Raw genomic sequence first — 25,058 nt, 5'->3', positions numbered from 1 at the left:
TGGGCTTTTATATTAATACCGTTAAATATCGCCCCACAAAGTATTAATAACACTAAGAGCAACCACTGGGGCTGTTTCAGTTCTTAGTACTCTTGGGCCTAAAGAAATAGCATTAAAACCATTGTTTTCAGCGAGTTGGACTTCATCACTGCTTAAACCACCTTCAGGTCCTATGAGTAAACAAACTCTGTTGTTTGTTGGACGTTCAAAATGACGAATGGGTTTTGCACTGTGATGATGCAGTGTTAGCTTTAACATTTCATTACAATTCACGATCCAATCGCTCAATTCTAATGGCGAACAGACAATAGGGACAATACCTCGACCACATTGTTCCGTTGCGCTAATCGCTACTTGTTGCCAATGCTGTAGGCGTTTCTCGGCTCGGCTGTCTTGTAATTTAACTTCACAGCGTTCACTGAACAGTGGCTGAATGACGTAGACGCCAGCTTCGACTGCTTTTTGAATAGCATAGTCCATTCGCTCACCTCGGGACAATGTTTGCCCGATGGTAACTTGTATTGGTGATTCATTATTCAGTGCTTCAAAGTCGGCAATACGGATGTTTGCGCTACGTTTCTCTACATCACATAAGGTGGCATTAAACTGACCTCCTTTGCCGTTAAAGACTCTAATAGGATGATCTGATTTTAATCGTAGCACTTTGCATAAATGCTGAAATGACGAATCAGGTAGGGTAAGGGTCGTATTCTCATTGAGCTCTGTATCGATAAAAATTCTTGGAATACGCATACTTATCCTATGTTTCCTAATGTTTGAAAAAGAGGTAGAAATAAAAAAAGCCTTCTTCTGCAACGTCACTCTTATAAAGAGAGTTATACAGAAGAAGGCTTTTATAACGGAAAATCAGAAAATTATAAACCAGCGACTTTACGTAATACGTCGGCTTTGTCAGTTTTTTCCCAAGTGAAATTCTCGCCTTCGCGACCAAAGTGCCCGTAAGCCGCCGTTGGCAGATAAATTGGACGTTTTAGATCGAGCATTTTTATTAAACCCGCTGGGCGTAATTCAAAGTGCTCGCGAACCAATTGTGAAATAACGGTATCGCTTACTTTGCCAGTACCGAAAGTATTAATGCTAATCGATGTTGGCTCTGCTACACCAATGGCGTAGGAGATCTGGATTTCACATTTGTCTGCAAGGCCCGCCGCAACAATGTTTTTCGCCACATAGCGCCCAGCGTACGCCGCAGAACGGTCAACTTTGGATGGATCTTTACCTGAGAAAGCACCACCACCGTGACGCGCCATGCCGCCGTATGTATCAACAATGATTTTACGACCGGTTAAACCACAATCACCGACTGGCCCACCAATGATGAACTGCCCCGTTGGGTTGATGAAGTACTTGGTTTCTTTAGATAACCATTCTGCAGGAAGAACCGGCTTGATGATTTCTTCCATGACCGCTTCACGAAGATCGGCTTGTTTTATCGATTTGCTATGTTGCGTTGACAAAACAACCGCATCAATCGCGCAAGGCTTGCCGTTTTCGTCGTAGCGGAAGGTGACTTGGCTTTTTGCGTCTGGACGAAGAAAGTCTAATGTACCATTTTTGCGGACTTCGGCTTGGCGTTTAACTAGACGGTGCGCATAAGTAATCGGTGCAGGCATTAACACGTCGGTTTCATTGGTCGCAAAACCGAACATTAAGCCTTGGTCGCCTGCGCCTTGTTCGTGTTCATCTGCTTCATCAACGCCCATCGCGATTTCTGCCGACTGTTTACCAATGGCGTTCATCACGGCACAAGACTCCCAATCGAATCCCATGTCTGAACTGTTGTAGCCAATTTCGCGGATAACGCTGCGAGCAATCTCTTCAATATCGACCCAAGCGTTGGTGCGCACTTCACCCGCCACCAATACCATGCCTGTTTTTACTAGGGTTTCACACGCCACACGGGCTTCTGGGTCTTTTGCTAGGATGGCGTCTAGAATGGCGTCAGATACTTGGTCTGCAATTTTATCTGGATGACCTTCAGACACGGATTCTGAGGTGAATAAAGAATATTCGGACATGTTGAGTGTTCCTCTTTAGCTGAGTTAGTCGCTAAACAGGCATAAAAAAACCTGTTTTGCATAAAAATGCTAAACAGGTTCTTGCGTATCTGTTTAGCTGAGTTTATATAGCGCCCGCAAGCCGAGACAAATCGACGCTTTTATAGTGTGTCGAATGATGAACTAGAGCTGGTCGAATATCAACCCGACAGGGCTATTTTAATGAGGCAAAAGGCCGTTTTTTTGTTAGGATGGTACAGATTCTTGTGTGATTTCATTTTCTTTGCTCAATCTTTGGGTGTAAAGGGTGGGCCAGCATTGCATGCTGACTTCATCCTGTAGAGAATGTTCCTTCATTGTTCGTTAAGCTATCAGGAGTGGAATAACCATGCCGTCTCGGAAACAACTCGCTAACGCCATACGTGCATTAAGTATGGATGCCGTTCAAAAAGCTAATTCAGGTCACCCAGGCGCGCCAATGGGTATGGCCGATATCGCTGAAGTATTATGGAATGATTTTTTAAAGCATAACCCGAACAATTCTAAATGGGTTGATCGTGACCGCTTTGTATTGTCTAACGGTCATGGCTCCATGTTGATCTATTCTCTTTTACACCTTTCTGGCTATAAATTGCCAATTGAAGAGCTAAAACAATTTCGCCAGCTTCACTCTAAAACACCAGGTCACCCAGAATACGGCTACACCGATGGCGTAGAAACCACCACGGGCCCTTTAGGCGCGGGTGTTAGTAACGCGGTAGGTATGGCCATTGCTGAGAAGACCTTGGCCGCGCAGTTTAACCGTGAAGGTCATACTGTAGTTGACCACAATACTTATTGCTTCCTTGGCGATGGCTGTTTGATGGAAGGCATTTCCCACGAAGCCTGTTCATTAGCGGGTACCTTGGGATTAGGCAAGTTGGTTGCGTTTTGGGATGACAACGGTATTTCTATCGATGGTCATGTTGAAGGCTGGTTTACAGACAACACGCCGCAACGTTTTGAAGCCTATGGCTGGCATGTTATTGCAGACGTAGATGGTCACGATCCAGTGGCAATTAAAGCGGCGATTGAGGCGGCGAAAGCAGAAACTAGCAAGCCTACTTTGATTTGCTGCAAAACAGTGATTGGTTTTGGTTCTCCAAACAAATCTGGCAGCCATGATTGCCATGGTGCGCCATTGGGTGATGCTGAAATTGCAGCAGCGCGTGAATTTCTTGAATGGCCTTATGCTCCTTTCGAAATCCCTGCTGATGTATATTCTGGTTGGGATGCGAAAGAAGACGGCGCGGCTCGTGAAGTTGAATGGGACGCGAAATTTGCTGCGTATCAAGCGGCTTTCCCAGAGTTGGCGGAAGAATTTGAACGTCGTGTAATTAAAGGCGAATTGCCAGCGGATTTCGAAGCTAAAGCACAAGCTTTTGTTCAAGAAAGCCAAGACAAAGGCGAGAACATTGCTAGCCGTAAAGCATCACAAAATGCGATCGGTTTCTTTGGCGCTATGTTGCCTGAATTGCTAGGTGGTTCTGCGGATCTTGCTGGTTCTAACTTGACGCTATGGTCTGGTTCGAAAGGCATTCAAGATGATCCTGCTGGCAACTACATTTATTACGGTGTTCGTGAGTTTGGTATGAGCGGCATCATGAATGGTGCGTCTTTGCACGGTGGTTTTATCAACTACGGCGCGACCTTCATGATGTTCATGGAATACGCACGTAACGCGGTACGTATGTCTGCGTTGATGGGTATTCAAAACATCTTTGTGTATACCCATGACTCCATTGGTCAGGGTGAAGATGGCCCAACTCACCAGCCTGTTGAGCAGTTGGCTAACTTGCGTATGACACCAAACATGACGGTTTGGCGTCCATGTGATGCGGCTGAAACGGCGGTGGCTTGGAAATCCGCGGTTGAGCGTCGTGACGGTCCAACGTCACTGGTCTTCTCTCGCCAAGGATTGCCCGCACAAGCACGTAATGCTGAACAGTTAGCAAATGTTGCGAAAGGTGGTTACGTTCTTCAGGATTGCGCTGGTACACCAAACCTTATTTTGATTGCGACCGGTTCTGAAGTCGGTCTTGCAATGGACTCTGCTAAAGCATTAACCGCGAAAGGTAAAAAAGTGCGAGTTGTGTCTATGCCATCGACTAATGTGTTTGATGCTCAAGATGCCGCGTATAAAGCGTCTGTATTACCAACTAACGTAACTAAACGTGTTGCTATTGAAGCCGCGCATGCTGACTACTGGTACAAGTATGTTGGGTTTGACGGCGCTATGGTAGGTATGACCACATTTGGTGAGTCGGCTCCTGGCGGAGACCTTCTAAAATACTTCGGTTTTACCGTAGAAAATGTTGTCGAAACTGCCGAGAAGATCTTAGCAGTGTAAGGGCGTTGCTTGATAAGAAAAGAGGTGTGCAATGTGTACGCCTCTTTTTTCTTTTATTAAGGAAGCGGGTGGTGACATGTTTACCACTCTCTTTGCGATGAAGTAGTAGGAATATGTTGCGAGTCGCTATTAATGGTTATGGCCGTATAGGTCGTTCGGTATTACGAGCGCTCTATGAAAATGGCTACCGCGACCACATTCAAGTGGTTGCTATTAATGAGCTGTCTGATATTCAGACAATCAGTTACCTTACGCGCTATGACACCACTCATGGCCGCTTTCCTCAGTCTGTTTCGACTAAAGACAATGCATTACTGATTGGTGATGATGCTATCTTATGCTTTTCCTGTGTTACACCAGGTGAAATGGATTGGGCGTCTCTTGAGCTGGATATGGTGATTGAGTGCTCAGGGAGTTTTTCTGATCGCTATGGCGCGCAGGCGTATTTGGATGCGGGCGTGCCGAGAATGTTACTTTCCCAACCAGCGGCCGCTGATGTGGACGCAACGATTGTGTATGGTTTCAATCATCATGATATTCAGCCACATCACGATATTGTCTCGGCGGCGTCTTGTACCACGAATTGTTTGATTCCTGTATTGGATATTATTAAGCAATTTTCTGGTGTGGTGCATGGTATGACTCAGACGATTCATTCTGCAATGAATGATCAGCCTGTTATTGATGGATACCATAAGAAAGATTTGCGTTTGACGCGCGCCGCGTTGAGCTCAATTATTCCTGTGGATACAGGGCTAGCGAAAGGCATTACGCGGATGATGCCAGAACTAGAAGGTAAAATGGGTTGTAACGCGGTGCGTGTGCCGACCTTGAATGTCTCCGTTATTGATTTAGTGTTGCGCACAGAGCGGGATGTGACAGTAGAACAAATTAATCAGCAATTAGAGCAGGCGGCAAACTCAAAATACGCAGGCCTAATGGGATTTACTAAAGAAGCGCACGCTTCTGTGGATTTCAACCATGATCCGCGATCGGTGATTATTGACAGCACACAAACTCAGGTCATTGATCGGCGTATGGTGAAGTTACTGTGCTGGTTTGATAATGAATGGGGCTACGCTAACCGTATGTTGGATGTAGCGACGTATTGGGCGGGTGTGATTAAACAATCGAATTTAGATTAGTGCATTGGCACGTTAAACGACGAGGACATCGTACATGACTGTTATTAATATGAAAGACGTAGATCTGACGAATAAACGAGTGTTAATTCGTGAAGACCTAAACGTACCAGTAAAAAACGGCAAAGTAACCAGCGATGCGCGTATTCGTGCTGCATTGCCAACCATTAAATTGGCGTTGGCGGCGGGTGCGAAAGTCATGGTGATGTCTCACCTTGGTCGTCCAACAGAAGGGCAGTACGAAGACGTCTACTCGCTTCAACCTGTTGCTACACATTTAGCGAGTTTGTTAGGGCAAGATGTTCCTCTTGTTAAAGATTGGCTAGATGGTGTTGATGTTGAATCGGGTCAGTTGGTCTTGGTTGAAAATGTTCGTTTTAATTTAGGCGAAGCGGGCGATGACGATGCCTTGTCTAGAAAAATGGCGGCGTTGTGCGATGTGTTTGTGATGGATGCGTTTGGTACTGCGCATCGCGCACAAGCTTCAACTCATGGTGTGGCGAAGTTCGCTCCAATCGCTTGTGCAGGGCCATTGTTGTCAGCAGAGTTAGAAGCACTAGAAAAAGCGTTGGCAAAACCTGCACGTCCGATGGCGGCGATTGTTGGCGGGTCGAAGGTATCGACTAAACTGACCGTTCTTGAATCCTTATCAGACAAGGTTGACCAATTAATTGTGGGGGGTGGTATTGCGAATACCTTCTTGGCTGCTGCGGGCTTTCCTGTTGGAAAGTCGTTGTACGAAAAAGATTTAATACCGCAAGCTAAAGCCTTAATGGCGAAAACCAGTATTCCGCTACCTGAAGATGTTGTCGTTGCGACAGCGTTTTCTTCAGATGCAGTAGCAACCGTTAAAAATGCTACCGATGTTGCGCCTGATGACATGATTTTAGATATTGGGCCAAAAGCAGCGATTGCCTTTGCGGCTTTACTTGAAAAATCCCAGACGATTATCTGGAACGGTCCAGTGGGTGTGTTTGAGTTTGATCAGTTCGGCGGTGGTACCAAAGCGTTAGCGATGGCCATTGCAAAAAGTGACGGCTTTTCAATTGCGGGTGGTGGCGACACTTTAGCTGCGGTTGATAAGTATAATATTGCGGATCAAGTGTCCTATATTTCTACTGGCGGCGGGGCTTTTTTAGAGTTTGTTGAAGGAAAAGTGCTTCCAGCTGTTGCGATGTTGGAATCTCGCGCGCAGAATTAGTATCAAAGAATGACAAAGATCGTTCTACATAATAAGGCGTAAAGCCACGATCGTAGGCGTCATTGAGTGTTGAGTTGTTGCTCTTCAGAAGGTGAGGCCGCGGTCATAAAACTAGAGAGTGACCTGTTCGACGTGAGTCGAATATGACAATAACGATAAGGCGTAAGCCACATGACCTGCGATAAGCAACGTCATGATTTTTAAAGCAGAGTTGTTTAACACCACAACTCAGTCCGTTATAAATACAAGATAAGACAAATTGTCAGAGGAAACCTTTTATGCCATTAATTAGTATGCGTCAATTGCTGGATCATGCGGCGGAACACAGCTATGGTTTGCCAGCCTTCAATGTGAACAACATGGAGCAGGTGAAAGCCATTATGGAAGCCGCTAACGAGGTGAATTCACCTGTTATCATGCAGGCGTCAGCGGGTGCTCGACAATACGCAGGTTCGCATTTTTTGCGCCACTTAATCGCGGCCGCTATTGAAGATTATCCACACATCCCTGTGGTAATGCATCAAGACCATGGTACTTCTCCAGCTATTTGCCAACGCTCAATCCAGTTAGGCTTTTCATCCGTGATGATGGACGGCTCCTTAATGGCTGACGGCAAAACCCCTGCGACTTATGACTACAATGTGGATGTGACCCGTCGTACGGTTGAGTTCGCTCACGCTTGTGGTGTGTCTGTGGAAGGCGAGTTGGGCGTTTTAGGGTCGCTAGAAACGGGTGAAGCGGGCGAAGAAGACGGTGTTGGCGCGGAAGGCATTTTGACAATGGATCAAATGCTAACGGACCCACAAGAAGCCGTTGATTTTGTTAATGCGACAGGCATTGATGCTTTGGCTGTTGCGATTGGTACCAGCCACGGTGCGTACAAGTTTACGCGTCCACCAACGGGTGACATTCTTGATATCGAGCGTATCGCGAAGATCGTTGAATTGTTACCTAATACTCACATTGTATTGCACGGTTCTTCTTCTGTACCTCAAGACTGGTTAGAAATTATCAATCAATTCGGTGGCGAAATTCCAGAGACGTATGGTGTACCGATTGACGAGATCGTAAAAGCGATTCGTTATGGCGTTCGTAAGGTCAATATCGATACGGATTTACGTTTAGCGGCAACAGGCGCTATTCGTCGTAGTTTGGCTGAACACAAAGGCAATTTTGACCCACGTAAATACTTAACAGAAAGCATCAAAGCGATGAAGGCGGTTTGTATTGACCGTTATGAAGCGTTTGGTTCTGCCGGTCAAGCTTCTCGTATCCATACTATGGACCTTGAAGAGATGGCTGTACGTTATGAGCGTGGTGAATATTCAGGTGGCCGCACTTTTTAAGCGTAGTTTGAAAAGCATGACGCTTTAATGATGGCGAGCGAAAATAGGAAAAAGGATATGTTTTTAAGTTTTTTTAATAAAAAAGCGAAAAAACTATTGACCGAAAGATTCAATTACCTATAATGCTCGCCATTCCTTGCGGGAGTGGTGGAATTGGTAGACACGCTGGATTTAGGTTCCAGTGCTTCACGGCGTGAGAGTTCGAGTCTCTCCTTCCGCACCAAATTATAAAAAAAGCTGACTTTATGTCGGCTTTTTTTATGTCTGAAATTTACGTCAACCTCTTGTTGCTTCATTATTTATTCCATTCTAAGCATGTTTTCAGCGCTGGTTTGTATTTTCTTGTTCCTGTTATCACTAAAGTTCGTTAATTTGGTTAGAATTATTCTTTCTATGATGTTTCATCGGGCTTAGTAATGCGCAGACTTCGTTATTTTATCGTGTGGGTTGTTCTAGGGTGCTCCGCTTTCACTGTACAGGCATCGAGTATGTCGCTTGATCTGATGGACAGTTATGACTTTTATCAACTTAGCCCAAGACAAGGGCCTTTGGCAGAACAGTTTACAACCGTAGTAAACTCGCCTCCTAATCCGATTCGAATCTCTCAAAAAAGAGCGGTGCGTATTGCGTTGTTGTTATTTGGAGATATAAATACTGTAGACAATAGATCGTTGTTAATGTCATTTAAAAAGCGTATGCGAGAGTTAGGAATCGACTATCGACTGGATACTTACACTGACAGCTCTCAGAATAGCAGCGACATAACGCCTTATTTCAAAATAGCAGAAGCTCAGCCTGATTATATTGTGATGACTGAGTTGGGCTTTGTTCAGCGTCGCTTCTTAGAGCGCTTTTTACGCTCCAGTAAAGCGCCGAAGGTGATTCTTTATGATTTTGCCTCACCGTTGACTCATTGGATGAATCATCCTCCTTTAATGTATATTGGTTTTGATCAAAAAAAGGCAACCATTATGCTTGCCAGCTACCTTGATCGCCAGTTACCTCCCGAGGCAAGTATCTCAGCATTGGTTTTACCATCAGGCTATCTGGGTTATGTACGCTGTGATGTATTTCTAAATGAAATGATGAAATACAATCGTCGTATCAGTCATATTAGAGTGGTTTCAGACAATAAAGAAAGTGCTTTTGAGGCGGCTCAATCATTATTGAAAAAGGATCCGTCAGACTTTATTTTTAGCTGCTCTCAGAATATTTCTGATGGTGTCCTCGTTGCACTAAAAAGAAACAATCTCGCTCCAAACATTCAAACAAATTCGTGGGGGCTACCTTTACACGGAATTTCTGATCTGGTAAATCGACGGGTGAAAGCGAGCGTGCTCTTTATGAAGGATGATCTATCTATTGCATTAGCAGAAGCGATTAAAATGGATCTTGAAGGAAAGAATATGCCCAACCTTTATGTTGCACATTCTACGTTAATGCCTGCTGAACTAGACGCTGAAAGTATTCGTTTGATGGTGCAGCAGGCCTATCATTACTCGGTGGAACTATGGCAAGAGTAAGTATTAGTTTACGGCGCCGTCTACGGAAAAGGGTGCTGGCATCAATCGGACTGGTCTTTTTAGTCATTGCTTTGATTATTCTGTATTTTATTGAGGCCTTGAATCACTCGGCTGCAGAAAAAGGTTTGGCTTTAAAGCACCGAGTGGTTGAACAAGCTTTTAATGGCTATTTGGCTCGCGCTGAAGACGAAATGAAGTTTATTGGGCAGGATCTTTCTTTACGCGATTATACCTCTGGTCATGAGCTAGATTTGCTATTTAGTCACCATGAGGTGTTGCTATTCGGTGGGTTAGATTTCTTTTATATCGAATGGAAAAATGGTCTGCACTCGATGGATCCGAGGGCGCGCTTATTTACAAAAGTAAATTTTCAACCTCTGTTGCGAGAAGGGTTAATCAATAGGTGGGCGTCTATCATGACTGAAGACGGTACCATTTTACTTATGTACAAAAAAAAATTACTGGCGTCCGAGCAAGAGAGTATTGGTTTTCTGTATGGTTTTATTTCATTAAATGACAACTTAACGTTGGCGCATGAACTACTTGAAAGCGCTCAAGTCAGTGCAGTACAAATTTATGACAAGGTTAATGATCGTGTTTTGTTAGAAGAACATAAGACCGGTGTGGACTTATCTGGTTCGATATTACGCTCGCGTTTACCTTTAGTTTCGCCTGTTCAGTCAGAGCTACAACTCGATATTATTCAAAAGCACGCGTTTTCTTCTACTCTGTTAACAAATGCACTGCCCTTAATTGTTGCGGTTGGCTTTGTTTTATTGTGCTTTTATTTCTTTTTGACACGTTTAGTGAAAACGTTACTTTTTTATCCTCTTGAAGCCATAGCGTATCGCCCTGAAGAGGACTTGTTGCCGTTTAGTGAGTTGCAACCTTTTAAGTTGCAAAGTAATCAATATAAGGCCTTTATTAAAGCCAAAGAGCGTAGATTTACGCTTCTTGCAGAATCAATACACAGTGCCATCATTTTCTGTAACGAGGTAGCAGAAGTTGAGCTTATTAATACAGAAGCTAAGCGTATTTTTCCTGACTCAGATAGAGCACGAACGCTGTTTGATTTTATGCCTATTTCTTGTCATCAATCCATTCAAGAGGCCTTAAAAGGTGGTCTTGGTGTTCATTTTGACTTAACCATTAATAATCTAGGGCGGATATATCAATGGCAGGCCTATTCATTTCAAAATGAGAGCACTTATCGAGGCTTATTATTAGTAGGTCAAAATGTTACTCAAGAAACCAGTCTTATGTGGCAACTTGAGCAGTTGCAACCACTATCATCTGTTGTTCAGAAGAAGGTGGACACGGATGCCATATTAAATGAACTGACGTACCTTTCCATGCTACCTAGTCATACAAATACAACGCATTTACAGGGCTGGATTGCGTTGTTGGTATCAGTATTGGACGAAATTAGCACGGTAGAAAGTGATGTATCTTATCTCCCGATAGGAGATGTTTTTTGTCAGGAAAGTGCCCGAGTTATGATGGCGATGGGCGTAGAAGCAAATAGAGTGCAATTGGATTGCTCTGTAGATACTGGGGCAAGGGTTGTCGCAGTGGATGCGAGTTTTAGAGGTCTGATACGTGTTCTATTTATGATGGTCATGTCCAATGATATGGCTGAGCGGCGGCTCACGGTTCGTTTTGATGGCACTGGACTTGAAATGATAGCGATGAACGACATGGCTTTCAGACCTCTTTTTTGCTGGATGGTTAATATGTTACTGGTTCACCTTGGTGGCCAGCAAAAGACTTTACAAAATAATGCACTACAGCTTAATTTAATAATCGAAGAGCCTGAGTCTAAATACGAATTCAAGCCGTTAGCACCGAATCAAGTGGTGGCCTGGGTGTCGAATGACTACTCAAATGCAGGAGCGGTAAAGGTAGCCTTAGAGAGGTTAGGCTTACAAGTTGAAGAATATATTTCAACAGACAGTTTTTTTACTCAGTCTAGTGCCGTCAAAAAATTCGATGCTGTCTTGATTGGGTGTGATAAAGATATTGATGCGCAGTCGGATATGACCCAGGCGCTGAAATTAAAATACAATCGAGATCAACTTCCAATCGTTTGGTTAAATAGTACCTTACCGGTCAAAGCTGACCCGCATGTATTTACCCTAATGGGGTGTTCTTTTGATTATAACCTGCATCAAATATTGGTAAAAGCATGTGCTTTGGAGGGTGTTGCTCCGACATACTCTAATGGGCAATATGATTCTTGGGTAATGGTGGGTGGAAGTCGTGTCACCAAAGCAATCTGGTATACAGAGTTAGAAAACTATGGCATTACGACGCAATGGCTAGTGGACTTATCTAACTATTATGTCGTTTTGTCGTATCACCCTGATGCGATTGTTGTGTTGTTGACGCCTCAGCCAAAGACTCTTTTATTATCGATTCAGGCCGCTTTTCCAAAAGTACGGTTTTTTTCGGTACAAAGGTGGTCGGAAATGCCGGATAATGTGGCCCTTTTCGAGATGACCTTGCCTTATTCTGGCGATCAGATATGGTTATTTACACAAGACGTTATGCAGAAAAATGCAAATATTAGGAGCAATGAATGAGCGTAATCGGATTAATTGGCGCCATGGACGAAGAAGTGGCCGTCATCAAAGCGTGGATGACAGATGTCCGTGAACAGACCATTGCAGGTTGTGATTTTTTTATTGGGTCTTTTGAAGGCAAAGAAGTGGTTCTGCTTAAGTCCGGTATTGGTAAAGTAAACGCGGCCGTATCGACCACGTTACTACTTTCACAGTTTCAGCCTGAATATGTTATTAACATTGGCTCTGCTGGTGGTTTTGACCCTGATTTACACGTTGGAGATGTCGTGATTTCAGACCAAGTGGTTCATCATGATGTGGATGTTACGGCGTTCGGTTATGTAATGGGACAAGTTCCAAACATGCCTGCGACGTATGCAGCGAACACTGATTTAGTGAATCAGGCAAAAAAAGCCTTACAGACCGTGACTCAAGTTCAAGCAAAAGTCGGTTTGATCGGAACGGGAGACAGTTTTATGAACGATCCTGTTCGAGTGGAAGCAGTTCGAACGATTTTTCCTGAACTGGTGGCGGTTGAAATGGAAGCCGCTGCTGTCGCACAGGTGTGCTTTAAGTTTGGAACGCCTTTTGTTGTGGTGCGTTCATTGTCTGATATCGCGGGTAAGGAGTCTCCTCAGAGCTTTGAAGAATATCTTCAAGTAGCGGCGGAAAATTCGTCTCTGATGATTCAACAAATGCTCAAAGGCGACTAAGTTATGTCCGTAAGCAAGGGGTATGTTGCGATACTCTGTTTGGCTGTTTTTTGCTCCTTGCCCGTTTCTTCTGCTGAAGAGGAGGTTAGTCATACGGCTGCTCAATTTGAAAAAAATGAGCAGATAGAAAATGCTGAGCCTTCTTGGTGGTTGAGTTCACATGAGACGATTTCAAAAACAATTGGCAATTGGTCGACGAATATAGATTCCTTTTTATCCGGAACCGAAAGCAGCCAGCCTTCAGATAGTTATTTAGACGTGCGATTTGGCACTGTATTAAGTGGAAGTGACAGTTCTGGCTTTTTTGATTTTCGTACTCGGCTTAAATTGCCAGATACTCAGGATAGATTGCGCTTAGTCATTGAGTCTGAACCTGATTCTTTGGCTCCTGAAAGTTTGCGAGGCGAATCGTCTCAACAAAATAGCATTGTAAATTCTGCCTTGAAATTGAATATCTCTGCAGCTGTGCGTTATATACAAGAAGACATAGGGTTAGATCTTGATGCTGGTATAAAAGTAGACTTTCCTCTTGATCCATTTTTACGATTGCGTCTTAAGCAGAGTGACGTTACTGGATCGTGGAATTGGTGGCAAAATCAAGAAGCATTTGCCTATTATTCTAAAGGTTTTGGCGCGCGTTATGGTCTAGGCTTAGGTTATGCAATGAGCCCTACTTTGAATTTTGGTACAGACTTTGGCGTAACTTGGCTTGATACAGAAGGGCTATTTTATGTCCGTGAGAACTTTACTATTCAGCATGCATTAAATGAGAAAAACCGGATGGCGTATCAACTGAGCCTTCTTCAGTCAGGTGAACATTCTATTGAGCCAGACAGTTTTTTATATAACATTCAATATGAGCGCCTCCTTTACAAAGATTGGCTTATTGGTCAGGTGATACCTCAGTTTACCCATGAAGCAGAAGACGATTACGACGGTACGTTTTCGCTGACATTATCGCTCGCTATTCTACTGGGACCTCAATATCTTAATTAACTCGGTCTACTTCATTTATTTGAGTCATTAGATTTGTGAAGAGGGAACTCGTATAATGCCGCGCTTAAAGATAACTAGTGCCAATTGTTTTTAAGCTAGCTAGTTCCTATCGCTTTTAAGAGAATGAGTCATGAGACCGGATCAAATCCAACCAGAAATGTATGAAAAGCAGCTGCAAGATAAGCAAGCTGAATTAGCCAAATTAATGGTGAGTTTGTCATTGCCTGAGATGGAAGTGTATGCGAGTCAGCCTTCTCACTATCGTATGCGTGCTGAGTTTCGAATTTGGCATGAAGGCGATGACTTATATTATGCGATGTTTGATCCCGCGGATCCTAGAACCCCAATTCGTACCGATCAGTTTCTTGCTGCTTCCCATCTTATTAATGAGTTGATGCCAAAATTGATTGATGCAGTACGAGACACGCCGATATTGCGACATAAGCTCTTCCAAGTCGACTTTTTAACGACTACTACAGGAGAAGCTTTGATTAGCTTGCTTTATCATAAGCCAATTGATGATGAGTGGAATACCGCTGCTCAACAGCTCAATGATACGTTTCCGGCTTGTCATTTTATTGGTCGTAGTCGTAAGAAAAAGCAAATATTGACCCGTGATTTTGTCATGGAAACCTTGACCGTTCATGGTCAAAAGTTTCATTACCAGCAAGTAGAAAATAGCTTCACTCAGCCTAATGCGAACATTAGTGAGAAAATGTTGGAATGGGCTTTGGACGTGACGAAAGAGGCGTCCGGTGATTTGTTGGAAATGTATTGTGGTAATGGCAATTTTTCTATCCCGTTAGCTCGGCGTTTTGATCGCGTAGTGGCAACGGAAATTTCAAAAGTATCGGTTAACTCTGCGCAGTTAAATATTGCGATTAACGGTATGCATAATGTTCAAGTGGTTAAAATGGCCAGCGAAGATGTTTCTGCCGCGTTAAATGGTGATGTTGAATTGCCAAAGAGTCTTGTTCAAGCGGGTGTTAGTGAGCTTACTCCTTCAGTTGTGTTGGTTGACCCACCTCGTGCCGGTTTGGATGATGCGACGGTTGAGCTTATTCGCAAGATAGACTCCATTCTTTATATTTCATGTAACCCTGAAACGCTGAAGTCAAACCTAGAATCATTGTCGAGTACACATGAAGTAGTGCGTTTCGCCATGTTTGATCAGTTTCCCTATACTCATCATGTAGAAACAGGTGTGTATTTACAGAGAAAACACCCCGTCTAAAAGTACTCGCATAGAGAGGCTGTTATTTGCGGTTTCTCTATGAGCGTTCCTCTTGTCATAATGAAAGACATTCCCTTACCGACGTTAAGGTAAGCGTCTTATTTGTGTTAACATACGTCAACTTTTTCCCCCACCACCATAGAGAAGTCGAACGAGCCATGAGTAGTAACTCACTAGACAAAGACAAAATCAAAATTTTGTTATTAGAAGGCGTTCATCAATCTGCACTGGATGCATTGTATGACGCAGGATATAGCAACATTGAGTATCATAAAACCGCATTAGCAGAAGACGAATTGATCGAAAAAATTGCGGAAGCGCATTTTATTGGCATTCGATCTCGTACTCAATTAACCGAGAAGGTGTTAGAGCACGCCAATAAATTGGTTGCTATCGGTTGTTTCTGCATTGGTACTAACCAAGTCAATTTAGACGCGGCAAGCGCAAAAGGCATTGTTGTCTTCAATGCGCCATTCTCAAATACGCGTAGCGTAGCTGAGTTAGTGCTTGGCCAATTAATTTTATTGCTTCGCGGTATTCCTGCTAAAAATGCAGCGTGTCATCGTGGCGGCTGGATTAAGTCTGCCGTCGGTTCTTATGAGACTCGTGGTAAGCGTTTAGGCATTATTGGTTATGGCAGCATCGGCACACAGTTGAGCGTATTAGCAGAATCTCTCGGCATGGAAGTTTGCTTTTACGACATCGTTACCAAATTGCCTTTGGGTAATGCGCGCCAAATCAAAAGCCTGAAAGAATTGTTGTCTACCAGCGATATTATCAGCTTGCATGTACCTGAAACCAATTCGACTAAGATGATGATCGGCGCGAAAGAAGTATCTCAAATGAAGAAAGGTTCTATCTTCATTAACGCTTCTCGTGGCACGGTTGCGGATCTTGATGCGGTGGCTGACGCCATTAAGTCTGGAGATTTAGGCGGCGCAGCGGTTGATGTATTCCCTGTTGAGCCAAAAGGCAATGACGAAGAATTTGTTTCTTCATTGCGTGGTTTAGACAATGTGATTCTTACGCCCCATATTGGTGGTAGTACCATGGAAGCGCAAGAGAATATCGGTGTTGAAGTGGCTGATAAGCTGATTAAATATTCTGATGTGGGTACCACAACGGCTGCGGTTAACTTCCCTGAAGTGGCGTTGCCAGCTCAAGCAGATAATCACCGTATCTTGCACATTCATGAGAACCGTCCTGGCGTACTGTCTAAGATCAACGCTATTTTCTCTGAACATAACATTAACATTACAGGCCAGTACCTTCGTACCACGGAGAAGCTTGGCTATATGGTGATGGATGTTGATGCAGAGGAAGGCGAGTTGGCTCTTGAGAAAGTCAAAAAAGTTGAAGGAACGGTTAAAGCGCGTGTTTTGTTTTAAGTCCATACTGTGAGTTTATGATGTAAAAAATCCAGCAGAAGCTGGATTTTTTTATCTTTTACTTTTGAATCGCCCACCGTCTTGAATCGTTATTTGATACCCAACGTCGTAGTAATGTCTTGGATTTTTTGCTTGATACTACTAGTCACATTAGACATGAATTCTTCGGATTCGTTTGCTTGGCCTCTTACTTTACCAACCGCACTATTCAGACCACTCATTCCAAGCTTTTGCTCTGCGGCATAGCCGGTTGCTTTTTTGGCAAGCTGGGTCGATTGCTTAGACTTTCCAAGAACTTCTTGAGCAGATTGCCCTAATGCTTGAGTTAAGCTTATTTGTTCAGTCGAGGCGGTTTCAATAAGGTCTAGGTTATTTTTAAGTTTGCTGGTGGCGGAGGAGAGCAGGGTAAAAATGCCAGTAATTTCTTCTAACGATTGCTGTGTTCGACTCGACAGTGTTCGAACTTCCGATGCGACAACGGCAAAGCCTCGCCCGTGTTCACCTGCTCGTGCGGCTTCAATGGCGGCGTTTAAAGCCAGTAGGTTAGTTTGTTCTGAAATATCTCTGATGCCGCTAACAATTGAGGTGGCACTAGACACGGAAGACTCTAGGTTCAGTAAAGACTTCTTACTACTGTTTAATCTCTCAACAGTGGTTTGGTTGGCCACAGCCAGTGATGCGGCTTGACCGACGCTGTGTGTCATGGCGGTATTCGTTTCTATTGCGTAGGTCTCTACCTCACGAGCTCGGACTTCGGCCTTGTTGGCCAGTACCTCGATGTGGTTGGACATTTCTAAAGTGCTGTCTAATTCTCGGTTCGAGGCGGTACTTAGTTCATGGACTTGTCCAAAGGCGTTCAGCATGTCGTTGAGTGAAATTGAAATGTTGTTGAGCTCGGTGTCTCTTTGTTGACGCTGAACCGCTATTTGCTCTAAATAACGGTTTAGGTAATGTGCCACGTCAGAGAGTTCATTTTTATTTTTTCCTACTTTGAGTGTATTGATGTTTTGGTACTCGACTAGTTCTTTAACGGCAATGTATAAATCTTTGGCGCTTTTCACGACGACTTTATTTTGAAAAACATGTACCAAGATAGTGGTCAATATCATCAGAATAACAAATATAGAAAAAGCCAGTAGAGTCTGCTCTTGAGTAGTTTGAGCGCTTTTTTGAATGTCCTGAGTGCCAGTCTTCAAAATATTTTCAAGCTGGCTGATCAATGTACGTATCCGTTTTTGCGCTTCAATAGCTTGTTGAATACTTGCTAGGCTAGAGTCAACGTCTTTTAAATAGCGACCAGACCAAGTGTGGAGTTCACTTTTAGTTTCTTCTAGAGGGTCTATTTCCTCTTCATTGTTTACTGATTCATTCGCCCAGCCCATTAAGGAGGATAAGTCGTCGGCTGTGTCTGTGTTTTGTTCCTCTTCTAATAGAAGTATAGGCAGGTTGCTAAACTCTTTTATGTGAGATTGAAAGGTCAAAACAGACCGCTTTAGGCGTTGATAATTGTCTGGTGTGTTGTTGGCTAAATAGTCGTTTTTAGCACTGCTAACATGAGCAAGATCTGCATATAAGAAGGCTTGGCTTGCGATATAAGGCGCAGCGGTTTGTAAGTTGCTTTTGGCTTGAAGTAGCTGTACTTTGTCAGCTAAAGAATCTAAAGACAGCAGAGTTTGACGCTCGTTGTTCTCGATTAGAGCAAAAGGGCTGCCAGATAGCTTGCCGGCGGCCCTTACATCGGATTGAAGGCTTTTCTCTATTTCAACTAGTTGTTCATTTATGGGGTTTTTAATCGAGTCCGGCAAGGTGCTGAGTGCTGGACGAATTTTTTGTTGAATAAACCCTTCTGCGGTTTGTAAAGCGGAGGCCTCCCCTGAAGATAAATAGCCTTCAATTTGTTGTTTTAAGTCGATAGATGAGTACGCCCACACTTGCGTATAAGTGTCGCTTTGCTCAAAGGCGCTACGAAATTTCATTAAGCTCCAAAGCAGTAAGGCAATCAGCATAACGGCAATCACTAAATAACTTATTGTCGTCGTTCGTGTTACATGGGAAATTTTCAATTCAGAACCTACTTAATGTTACGATTTGAACTACTGTAATATGCAGATATGACAAAAATAAGACAAAGAAAGAAGTGACCACTTTTGCGTGAGAGAGGGTTAAGGATGATCAAAAAGCGTCATGAAATTGACTTTTAGCAACATCGCTAAAGATGATTATGCCCAATTTGAAAAAATATCTTCCATGGTCACTGTTTCGTCATTATTTTGTATTAAATTGAAAAAGATATTAAACAAGCGTTTAATAAAAGTGTGTTTGAAGCGTTGAGACGCTTCTCTAATGAAATAATAAAACAATGACTTAAAGCTTAAGGAGCTCAAAAATGACCCTTTCCCGTCGTCAATTCGTGAAAGGCGCCTCTATTGCAGGTGCTGTTGCCGCTACCCCATTTTCAATGAATCAAGCCATTGCTGCTAATAAAGAGCTGCGTATTTATGCGTGGGCTGGTTACATTACGGATGAAATGTTATCCGACTTTAAAGCAAAAACAGGTATTAATGCCACGTTCACTCCCTATGGAACAAATGATGAGTTGATGAACTCTCTGCGTGCTACGGATGGAACGGGTTTCGATATCATTATGCCAACCGTTGACCGTGTTCCTGGTTATGTTGACTTCGATTTGATTCAGCCACTTGACGTGAAACGAGTGAACTGGGGCGGTTGTTTAGAAAGTGCTCTTGCTGGTTCAGATGTTGGGGGAATTGTAAACGGTAAGCGTTATTTTGCACCATCTGATTGGGGGACGGAAGCCATAGCGTATAACACTCAAGACGCGAGTGTTAATCCTAAAAGTCTAAGCTACGGTGACTTATGGAAGCCTGAGAATGCCGGTGGCGTTACAGTGCGTGGACATTCGGCTTTGGTTGGAATTGGATTGTGGCTGGAGAAAGCCGGTAAACTTCCTTTCCCATTGCTTGATTCTTATAAAACTGAAAAGGCGATGCGAGCGAATTTTGATGTCATTCTAAAAGTAGCTGCGGAGCATAAGAGCTCTATTGCTCAGTTTTGGTCTACAGAGAATGAAGCGCAAGGTGCATTTCGTACCAATGGTGCCGTTATTGGCCAAACTTGGGACAGCACTGCATTCAAACTTAAAACAGAAGGTGAGCCTATTGCTTACGGTGCACCAAAAGAAGGTGCGTTGGCTTGGATGGAAGGTTTTGTTATTCCTAAAAATGCCAATAATACTGATTCAGTGTATGAGTTTATTAATTGGTATTACACGCCAGAAGCGGGTGCCATGTTTGTAAAAGCGACGGGCTACAACTCAACCGCTAAAGGTGCAGATGCATTATTGCCTGCAGCTACGAAACAATTCTTCCAAGATTCGTATAGTAAGCAAGATCTAGCTAATCTTTGGTGGTGGCCAATTCAGGAACCTTGGTATGTTGCGCTGCGTAACGAATACCAAGACCGTTACTTGTCAGCATAAATAGAATCTCAAAAGCCCCTTGTGAGTTTTTGTACAAGGGGCTTTTTGTATCAAGAAAAAATAATCAGAGAGAGAAATATGGATAGTAGTGTTCATCTAGATAATACCGTTATGCAGTTTGGTGATTTTACCGCCATACAGAAAACCGATTTGAAAATAGAATCCGGTGAGTTTTTTAGCTTCTTAGGCCCGTCCGGTTGTGGCAAAACAACTATCTTAAACATGATCAGTGGTTTTTTAGATCCTACGGAAGGTGATGTTAAAATTGGTGGCCAAAGTATGCGTGGTGTACCGGCCAATAAACGTCCAACCTCGATGATTTTTCAAAATCTCGCACTTTTTCCTCTTATGACTGTGGCTGAAAATATAGAATTTGGCTTAGAGGTTCGCGGCGTTTCGAAAAGTGAGCGCAAAAAAGCTTCTGACCGACTGCTTGAGTTAGTGGCATTGGAAGACAGTGGTGCGAAAAAAATATCAGAGTTATCTGGTGGTCAAAAACAACGAATTGCGATTGCTCGTGCGTTGGCCGTTGAACCACAAGTGCTATTACTTGATGAGCCGTTATCTGCACTTGATTTAAAGCTGCGTCAGCATATGCGTCTAGAGTTAAAAGAAATTCAGCGTAAAACAGGCATTACCTTCATTTATATTACTCATGACCAAGGTGAAGCGTTGACAATGTCGGATCGAGTTGCGGTTATGTCTGCTGGACAGATACAGCAAGTTGCTGATCCAATTACTCTTTACCGTGATCCTAAAACGGCTTTTGTTGCCTCCTTTGTGGGAGAAAATAATGGCATTCGAGGCAAGGTGATTGATAGTAACCCTAATTTTGTTGTCCTAGACTGCGGACCGTTAGGCAAATTAGCGGGACGCGCTCAAGGTAATTTAGCGATTGGCAGTGATGCGACTTTATTTGTTCGTCCTGAGCATTTCAGGCTACAAGCAGAAGATGGGATGCATACATTAAAAGCCAGTATCAATGAAGTGAACTTTGAAGGCGCGTATTTGACTCTGAACGCGAATACACCAGGGGATCAAGCATTGTCTATTCAGCTTGCAACACACCAATATTCTGAGTCTTTGAAAAAAGGGGCGCCGGTTAGCCTTTCTTATAGTGAGCAAGATGCCATTGTCATTGCAGGAGAGGATCATGTTTAGCCAACTCAAAGCTCGATTTGGCAGTGGGCTAGCTGTTGGTATTCTTGGCATAATTGCTATTTGGATTATAGCTTTAGTAATTTTACCGCAACTGCTTATGGTCGATTATTCATTTCGTCCAAATTTATTGCCTGCTGATATTGGTGGTCCAGAAGATACTTATTCTCTGGTCAATTACGAAACGTTGTTTAACAACAAAATACATTTAACCATCTTCTTCAAAACAATTTGGTCGAGTGTGTTGGTTGCTTCGTTAACTTTATTAGTCAGCTATCCCATTGCATTTTATCTTGCCAAGGTGGCAACGCCACAGAAGGCCGCTTTGTGCTTGCTGTTATTGATTATTCCTTTTTGGATTAATGAAATTCTACGGACGTTTTCTTGGTACATTATTTTGGCTTATAAAGGTCCGTTGAATGCGCTTTTATTGGGGTTAGGGTTTATTGATCGTCCGATTCGATTTTTATCGGGCGATGGTGCCGTTTTAATCGGTATGGTGTACGCCTATATCCTGTTTATGATTTTTCCTATTTATAATGCCATCGAAAGCTTAGACACAAATCAAATCAAAGCGGCGCGTAATTTAGGAGCAGGTTGGATCCGTACTCATTGGCGAGTGGTTATTCCTCACGCTAAGCCAGGTATTGCAACTGGCTGCATTATGACCTTCATGTTGGCGGCGGGCAGTTACGCGGTGCCAGCATTACTTGGCTCACCTGGGAGTCGTTGGTTCACTCAGATTATTTATAACTGGTTTTTTGAGGGGGGTAATTGGAACCAGGGGGCGGCATATGCGTTCTTACTTCTGGTGATTTGTATCGGTTTTATTGCCTTAGTTATGCGTATCTTTAAAGTCGGTTTGGGGGACATTGCAAAATGAAATCTGAAACCATTATGCGATTTGGAGTACGTTTTTATATTGGTATATTTTTTCTATACCTATTTACACCACTTATTATTATGGGACTGGCAACATTTAATGACAGTCGATTTCCTACTGTATCGCCTTGGAAGGGAGCGACACTAAAGTGGTTTGCCGCTTTAGCAGAAGACGGTGCTATGTGGCAGGCCTTATGGACGAGCGTGATAGTGGCCGCTGGAGTATTAGTCGTTGCTGTGCCAATTGGTATTTGCTGTGCTCTTTTTCTTTCTACTTTTCAAGGAAGAGGGAAGACCTTTTTGTATTCGTTGATGATGTCTCCATTATTAACGCCTGGTGTGATTGTCGGTATTTCAACGCTTATCTTTTGGAAGGGGCTGTCAGTTAGTGGTGGTGTATTTTTAACCGTCGTTGCGCAGACGACTTTTATAGCTGCGTATGTGATGCTGATGGTATTGGCACGATTACAGCGGTTTGATCGCACACTTGAAAATGCTGCATTGAGTCTGGGGGCGACACAGTGGCAAGCATTTCGACGTATTCTACTGCCTTACTTAAAGCCAGCGATTATTTCGGCAGCGGCCATTGCATTTCTTCAGTCGTTTGAAAACTACAATACGACTTTGTTTGTGAAAGGTTACGACACCACTCTAACTGTATACATTGCCTCCAAAGTTAGAACAGGTTTAACGCCAGCGGTAAATGCACTCGGGCTAGTGATGATCTCTATCACTATCTTGTTGGCTATTGTTTATGAAGTGAAGCGACGTCGTGAGGCAAGACTGAACCCCTAATAAATAACATCGCTCAAATAGATCAAAAGCCCATTTTTTGTACAAATAATGGGCTTTTTTGTGTTTGTTGATTAAGGATTAAACGTTTTTTGACGTTAAAACAAATTAATATGACAAAATGATAAAAAACCTTCAAAAAGGGTTGCACAATATCTGTAGATCCTTAATATACGCCCTCGCTGACACGGACAACGCTTCACAACAACGAAGACGATGTTCAGGTTAACTTCTTAATAGAAGGTGGCTTATTTTAAGTTGGCACGCTCTTTAAAATAGATAATCAGATAATTTGTGTGGGCGCTCGCTAGAGGCTTCAGAAGATCATCGCAGACCGGCTTTGCCGAGATGTAGTTGATCAAAAAAATTGAAGTCTTACGAGAGTCTGCACGGCAATCGCTTTATGTTGATTTGTTGTTCTTCGGGATGACGGATCGATTAAGTTATAGTTAGTGTAATAAGATTTGAGTGAGCAAACTTTTAACTGAAGAGTTTGATCATGGCTCAGATTGAACGCTGGCGGCAGGCTTAACACATGCAAGTCGAGCGGTAACAGGGGAGCTTGCTCCTGCTGACGAGCGGCGGACGGGTGAGTAACGCGTAGGAATCTGCCTAGTAGAGGGGGACAACATGTGGAAACGCATGCTAATACCGCATACGCCCTGAGGGGGAAAGGAGGGGACTCTTCGGAGCCTTCCGCTATTAGATGAGCCTGCGTGAGATTAGCTAGTTGGTAGGGTAAAGGCCTACCAAGGCGACGATCTCTAACTGGTCTGAGAGGATGACCAGTCACACTGGGACTGAGACACGGCCCAGACTCCTACGGGAGGCAGCAGTGGGGAATATTGGACAATGGGCGCAAGCCTGATCCAGCCATGCCGCGTGTGTGAAGAAGGCCTTAGGGTTGTAAAGCACTTTCAGGGGTGAGGAAGAGTAGTGGATTAATACTTCATTGCTTTGACGTTAGCCCCAGAAGAAGCACCGGCTAACTCTGTGCCAGCAGCCGCGGTAATACAGAGGGTGCAAGCGTTAATCGGAATTACTGGGCGTAAAGCGCGCGTAGGTGGTTTGTTAAGTCGGATGTGAAATCCCAGGGCTCAACCTTGGAATGGCACCCGATACTGGCTAGCTAGAGTATGGTAGAGGGGTGTGGAATTTCCTGTGTAGCGGTGAAATGCGTAGATATAGGAAGGAACATCAGTGGCGAAGGCGACACCCTGGACTAATACTGACACTGAGGTGCGAAAGCGTGGGGAGCAAACAGGATTAGATACCCTGGTAGTCCACGCCGTAAACGATGTCTACTAGCCGTTGGGTTGTAATGACTTAGTGGCGCAGCTAACGCAATAAGTAGACCGCCTGGGGAGTACGGCCGCAAGGTTAAAACTCAAATGAATTGACGGGGGCCCGCACAAGCGGTGGAGCATGTGGTTTAATTCGAAGCAACGCGAAGAACCTTACCTACTCTTGACATCCACAGAACATTTGAGAGATCAGATGGTGCCTTCGGGAACTGTGAGACAGGTGCTGCATGGCTGTCGTCAGCTCGTGTTGTGAAATGTTGGGTTAAGTCCCGTAACGAGCGCAACCCTTGTCCTTATTTGCCAGCACGTAATGGTGGGAACTTTAAGGAGACTGCCGGTGACAAACCGGAGGAAGGTGGGGACGACGTCAAGTCATCATGGCCCTTACGAGTAGGGCTACACACGTGCTACAATGGCGTATACAGAGGGCTGCAAGCTAGCGATAGTGAGCGAATCCCACAAAGTACGTCGTAGTCCGGATTGGAGTCTGCAACTCGACTCCATGAAGTCGGAATCGCTAGTAATCGTGAATCAGAATGTCACGGTGAATACGTTCCCGGCCTTGTACACACCGCCCGTCACACCATGGGAGTTGATTGCTCCAGAAGTAGCTAGCTTAACCCTTCGGGGATGGCGGTTACCACGGAGTGGTCAATGACTGGGGTGAAGTCGTAACAAGGTAGCCCTAGGGGAACCTGGGGCTGGATCACCTCCTTAAACGATAGAAACCTCTGGTGAGCGTTCACACAAATTATCTGATAGTACTCCTAATGAGTTGAATGATTCATTGGTTGGTACGATATCTACTTTAAGAGATTAGGATAGAGTCCTAAGCAAGATACTAAGCATCAACACTTCAAGTGCTTGATGATTTTTAGTCTCTGACTTAGTGCTTTGCACTAAACTTGCTCT

The 25,058-nt window shown here is 43.8% G+C and carries 17 protein-coding genes, 1 tRNA gene and 1 rRNA gene; 16 read left to right on the top strand and 3 right to left on the bottom strand.

What is annotated here, in order from left to right:
• Positions 1-21: 21 nt before the first annotated feature.
• A complete protein-coding gene (locus tag M3I01_RS16730; protein ID WP_255897054.1) occupies positions 22-753 on the bottom strand; it encodes a 16S rRNA (uracil(1498)-N(3))-methyltransferase in 732 nt (243 codons plus the stop codon).
• Between the two features lie 122 nt (positions 754-875).
• Complete coding sequence (gene metK / locus M3I01_RS16725; protein WP_255897053.1) at positions 876-2,039, bottom strand: methionine adenosyltransferase; 1,164 nt, start codon at positions 2,037-2,039, stop codon at positions 876-878.
• Positions 2,040-2,406: 367 nt separating this feature from the next.
• Here metK and tkt point away from each other — a divergent pair, with 367 nt between their 5' ends.
• From tkt to serA, 11 genes are all read left to right on the top strand, one after another.
• Positions 2,407-4,407, top strand: coding sequence for a transketolase (gene tkt, locus M3I01_RS16720; RefSeq protein ID WP_255897052.1), 2,001 nt, complete (start codon positions 2,407-2,409; stop codon positions 4,405-4,407).
• A 113-nt stretch (positions 4,408-4,520) separates the two neighbouring features.
• Complete coding sequence (locus tag M3I01_RS16715; RefSeq protein ID WP_255897051.1) at positions 4,521-5,552, top strand: type I glyceraldehyde-3-phosphate dehydrogenase; 1,032 nt, start codon at positions 4,521-4,523, stop codon at positions 5,550-5,552.
• 34 nt (positions 5,553-5,586) lie between these two features.
• Positions 5,587-6,750: a phosphoglycerate kinase gene (locus M3I01_RS16710; protein ID WP_255897050.1), complete on the top strand. Its 1,164-nt coding sequence runs from the start codon at positions 5,587-5,589 to the stop codon at positions 6,748-6,750.
• 278 nt (positions 6,751-7,028) lie between these two features.
• On the top strand, positions 7,029-8,096 hold the full coding sequence (gene fba / locus M3I01_RS16705) for a class II fructose-bisphosphate aldolase (RefSeq protein WP_255897049.1): 1,068 nt from the start codon (positions 7,029-7,031) through the stop codon (positions 8,094-8,096).
• 138 nt (positions 8,097-8,234) lie between these two features.
• Positions 8,235-8,319: transfer RNA gene (locus M3I01_RS16700), tRNA-Leu, on the top strand.
• A 265-nt stretch (positions 8,320-8,584) separates the two neighbouring features.
• Positions 8,585-9,619 (top strand): substrate-binding domain-containing protein, encoded by a 1,035-nt coding sequence (locus tag M3I01_RS16695; RefSeq protein ID WP_255897048.1) that lies wholly within the window; start codon positions 8,585-8,587, stop codon positions 9,617-9,619.
• 32 nt (positions 9,620-9,651) lie between these two features.
• Positions 9,652-12,201, top strand: coding sequence for a hypothetical protein (locus M3I01_RS16690; protein WP_275565203.1), 2,550 nt, complete (start codon positions 9,652-9,654; stop codon positions 12,199-12,201).
• Positions 12,198-12,893: a 5'-methylthioadenosine/S-adenosylhomocysteine nucleosidase gene (gene mtnN / locus M3I01_RS16685; RefSeq protein WP_255897045.1), complete on the top strand. Its 696-nt coding sequence runs from the start codon at positions 12,198-12,200 to the stop codon at positions 12,891-12,893. The genes M3I01_RS16690 and mtnN overlap by 4 nt, the downstream gene beginning before the upstream one ends.
• Positions 12,894-12,896: 3 nt before the next feature.
• Positions 12,897-13,889: a hypothetical protein gene (locus tag M3I01_RS16680; protein ID WP_255897044.1), complete on the top strand. Its 993-nt coding sequence runs from the start codon at positions 12,897-12,899 to the stop codon at positions 13,887-13,889.
• 130 nt (positions 13,890-14,019) lie between these two features.
• Positions 14,020-15,123, top strand: a complete 1,104-nt coding sequence (gene trmA, locus M3I01_RS16675; RefSeq protein WP_255897043.1) for a tRNA (uridine(54)-C5)-methyltransferase TrmA — start codon at positions 14,020-14,022, stop codon at positions 15,121-15,123.
• Positions 15,124-15,281: 158 nt separating this feature from the next.
• Positions 15,282-16,511, top strand: coding sequence for a phosphoglycerate dehydrogenase (serA, locus tag M3I01_RS16670; protein ID WP_255897042.1), 1,230 nt, complete (start codon positions 15,282-15,284; stop codon positions 16,509-16,511).
• A gap of 89 nt (positions 16,512-16,600) precedes the next feature.
• Here the strand turns inward: serA and M3I01_RS16665 are convergent, their stop codons facing one another.
• Entirely contained in the window at positions 16,601-18,574 is a 1,974-nt protein-coding gene (locus M3I01_RS16665) for a methyl-accepting chemotaxis protein (protein WP_275565202.1), read from the bottom strand.
• Positions 18,575-18,897: 323 nt separating this feature from the next.
• On the opposite strand from M3I01_RS16665, the gene M3I01_RS16660 reads away from it, so the two are divergent.
• From M3I01_RS16660 to M3I01_RS16640, 5 genes are all read left to right on the top strand, one after another.
• Entirely contained in the window at positions 18,898-20,010 is a 1,113-nt protein-coding gene (locus M3I01_RS16660; RefSeq protein ID WP_255897041.1) for an extracellular solute-binding protein, read from the top strand.
• Positions 20,011-20,088: 78 nt separating this feature from the next.
• The gene (locus M3I01_RS16655; RefSeq protein ID WP_255897040.1) at positions 20,089-21,171 is read left to right on the top strand and encodes an ABC transporter ATP-binding protein; all 1,083 of its coding nucleotides are present in this window, start codon (positions 20,089-20,091) and stop codon (positions 21,169-21,171) included.
• Positions 21,164-22,051, top strand: coding sequence for an ABC transporter permease (locus tag M3I01_RS16650; protein ID WP_112135209.1), 888 nt, complete (start codon positions 21,164-21,166; stop codon positions 22,049-22,051). The genes M3I01_RS16655 and M3I01_RS16650 overlap by 8 nt, the downstream gene beginning before the upstream one ends.
• Positions 22,048-22,845 carry an ABC transporter permease gene (locus M3I01_RS16645; RefSeq protein WP_255897039.1) on the top strand — a complete coding sequence of 266 codons (798 nt, stop codon included), beginning with the start codon at positions 22,048-22,050 and terminating at the stop codon, positions 22,843-22,845. The genes M3I01_RS16650 and M3I01_RS16645 overlap by 4 nt, the downstream gene beginning before the upstream one ends.
• Positions 22,846-23,323: 478 nt before the next feature.
• A 16S ribosomal RNA gene (locus M3I01_RS16640) occupies positions 23,324-24,863 on the top strand.
• Positions 24,864-25,058: the final 195 nt, after the last annotated feature.

It is taken from the genome of Marinomonas maritima, assembly GCF_024435075.2.
Lineage (GTDB): Bacteria > Pseudomonadota > Gammaproteobacteria > Pseudomonadales > Marinomonadaceae > Marinomonas > Marinomonas maritima.
This window is presented reverse-complemented; position numbering and strand designations above follow the sequence as displayed.

Excerpts from the sequence above, each read along its gene's own strand:
- M3I01_RS16680 (WP_255897044.1), top strand. The coding sequence starts at position 12,897 with ATGTCCGTAAGCAAGGGGTATGTTGCGATACTCTGTTTGGCTGTTTTT.
- mtnN (WP_255897045.1), top strand. The coding sequence starts at position 12,198 with ATGAGCGTAATCGGATTAATTGGCGCCATGGACGAAGAAGTGGCCGTC.
- M3I01_RS16655 (WP_255897040.1), top strand. The coding sequence starts at position 20,089 with ATGGATAGTAGTGTTCATCTAGATAATACCGTTATGCAGTTTGGTGAT.
- M3I01_RS16660 (WP_255897041.1), top strand. The coding sequence starts at position 18,898 with ATGACCCTTTCCCGTCGTCAATTCGTGAAAGGCGCCTCTATTGCAGGT.
- trmA (WP_255897043.1), top strand. The coding sequence starts at position 14,020 with ATGAGACCGGATCAAATCCAACCAGAAATGTATGAAAAGCAGCTGCAA.
- M3I01_RS16730 (WP_255897054.1), bottom strand. The coding sequence starts at position 753 with ATGCGTATTCCAAGAATTTTTATCGATACAGAGCTCAATGAGAATACG.
- serA (WP_255897042.1), top strand. The coding sequence starts at position 15,282 with ATGAGTAGTAACTCACTAGACAAAGACAAAATCAAAATTTTGTTATTA.
- M3I01_RS16695 (WP_255897048.1), top strand. The coding sequence starts at position 8,585 with ATGTCGCTTGATCTGATGGACAGTTATGACTTTTATCAACTTAGCCCA.
- M3I01_RS16645 (WP_255897039.1), top strand. The coding sequence starts at position 22,048 with ATGAAATCTGAAACCATTATGCGATTTGGAGTACGTTTTTATATTGGT.
- M3I01_RS16650 (WP_112135209.1), top strand. The coding sequence starts at position 21,164 with ATGTTTAGCCAACTCAAAGCTCGATTTGGCAGTGGGCTAGCTGTTGGT.
- tkt (WP_255897052.1), top strand. The coding sequence starts at position 2,407 with ATGCCGTCTCGGAAACAACTCGCTAACGCCATACGTGCATTAAGTATG.
- M3I01_RS16710 (WP_255897050.1), top strand. The coding sequence starts at position 5,587 with ATGACTGTTATTAATATGAAAGACGTAGATCTGACGAATAAACGAGTG.
- metK (WP_255897053.1), bottom strand. The coding sequence starts at position 2,039 with ATGTCCGAATATTCTTTATTCACCTCAGAATCCGTGTCTGAAGGTCAT.
- fba (WP_255897049.1), top strand. The coding sequence starts at position 7,029 with ATGCCATTAATTAGTATGCGTCAATTGCTGGATCATGCGGCGGAACAC.
- M3I01_RS16715 (WP_255897051.1), top strand. The coding sequence starts at position 4,521 with ATGTTGCGAGTCGCTATTAATGGTTATGGCCGTATAGGTCGTTCGGTA.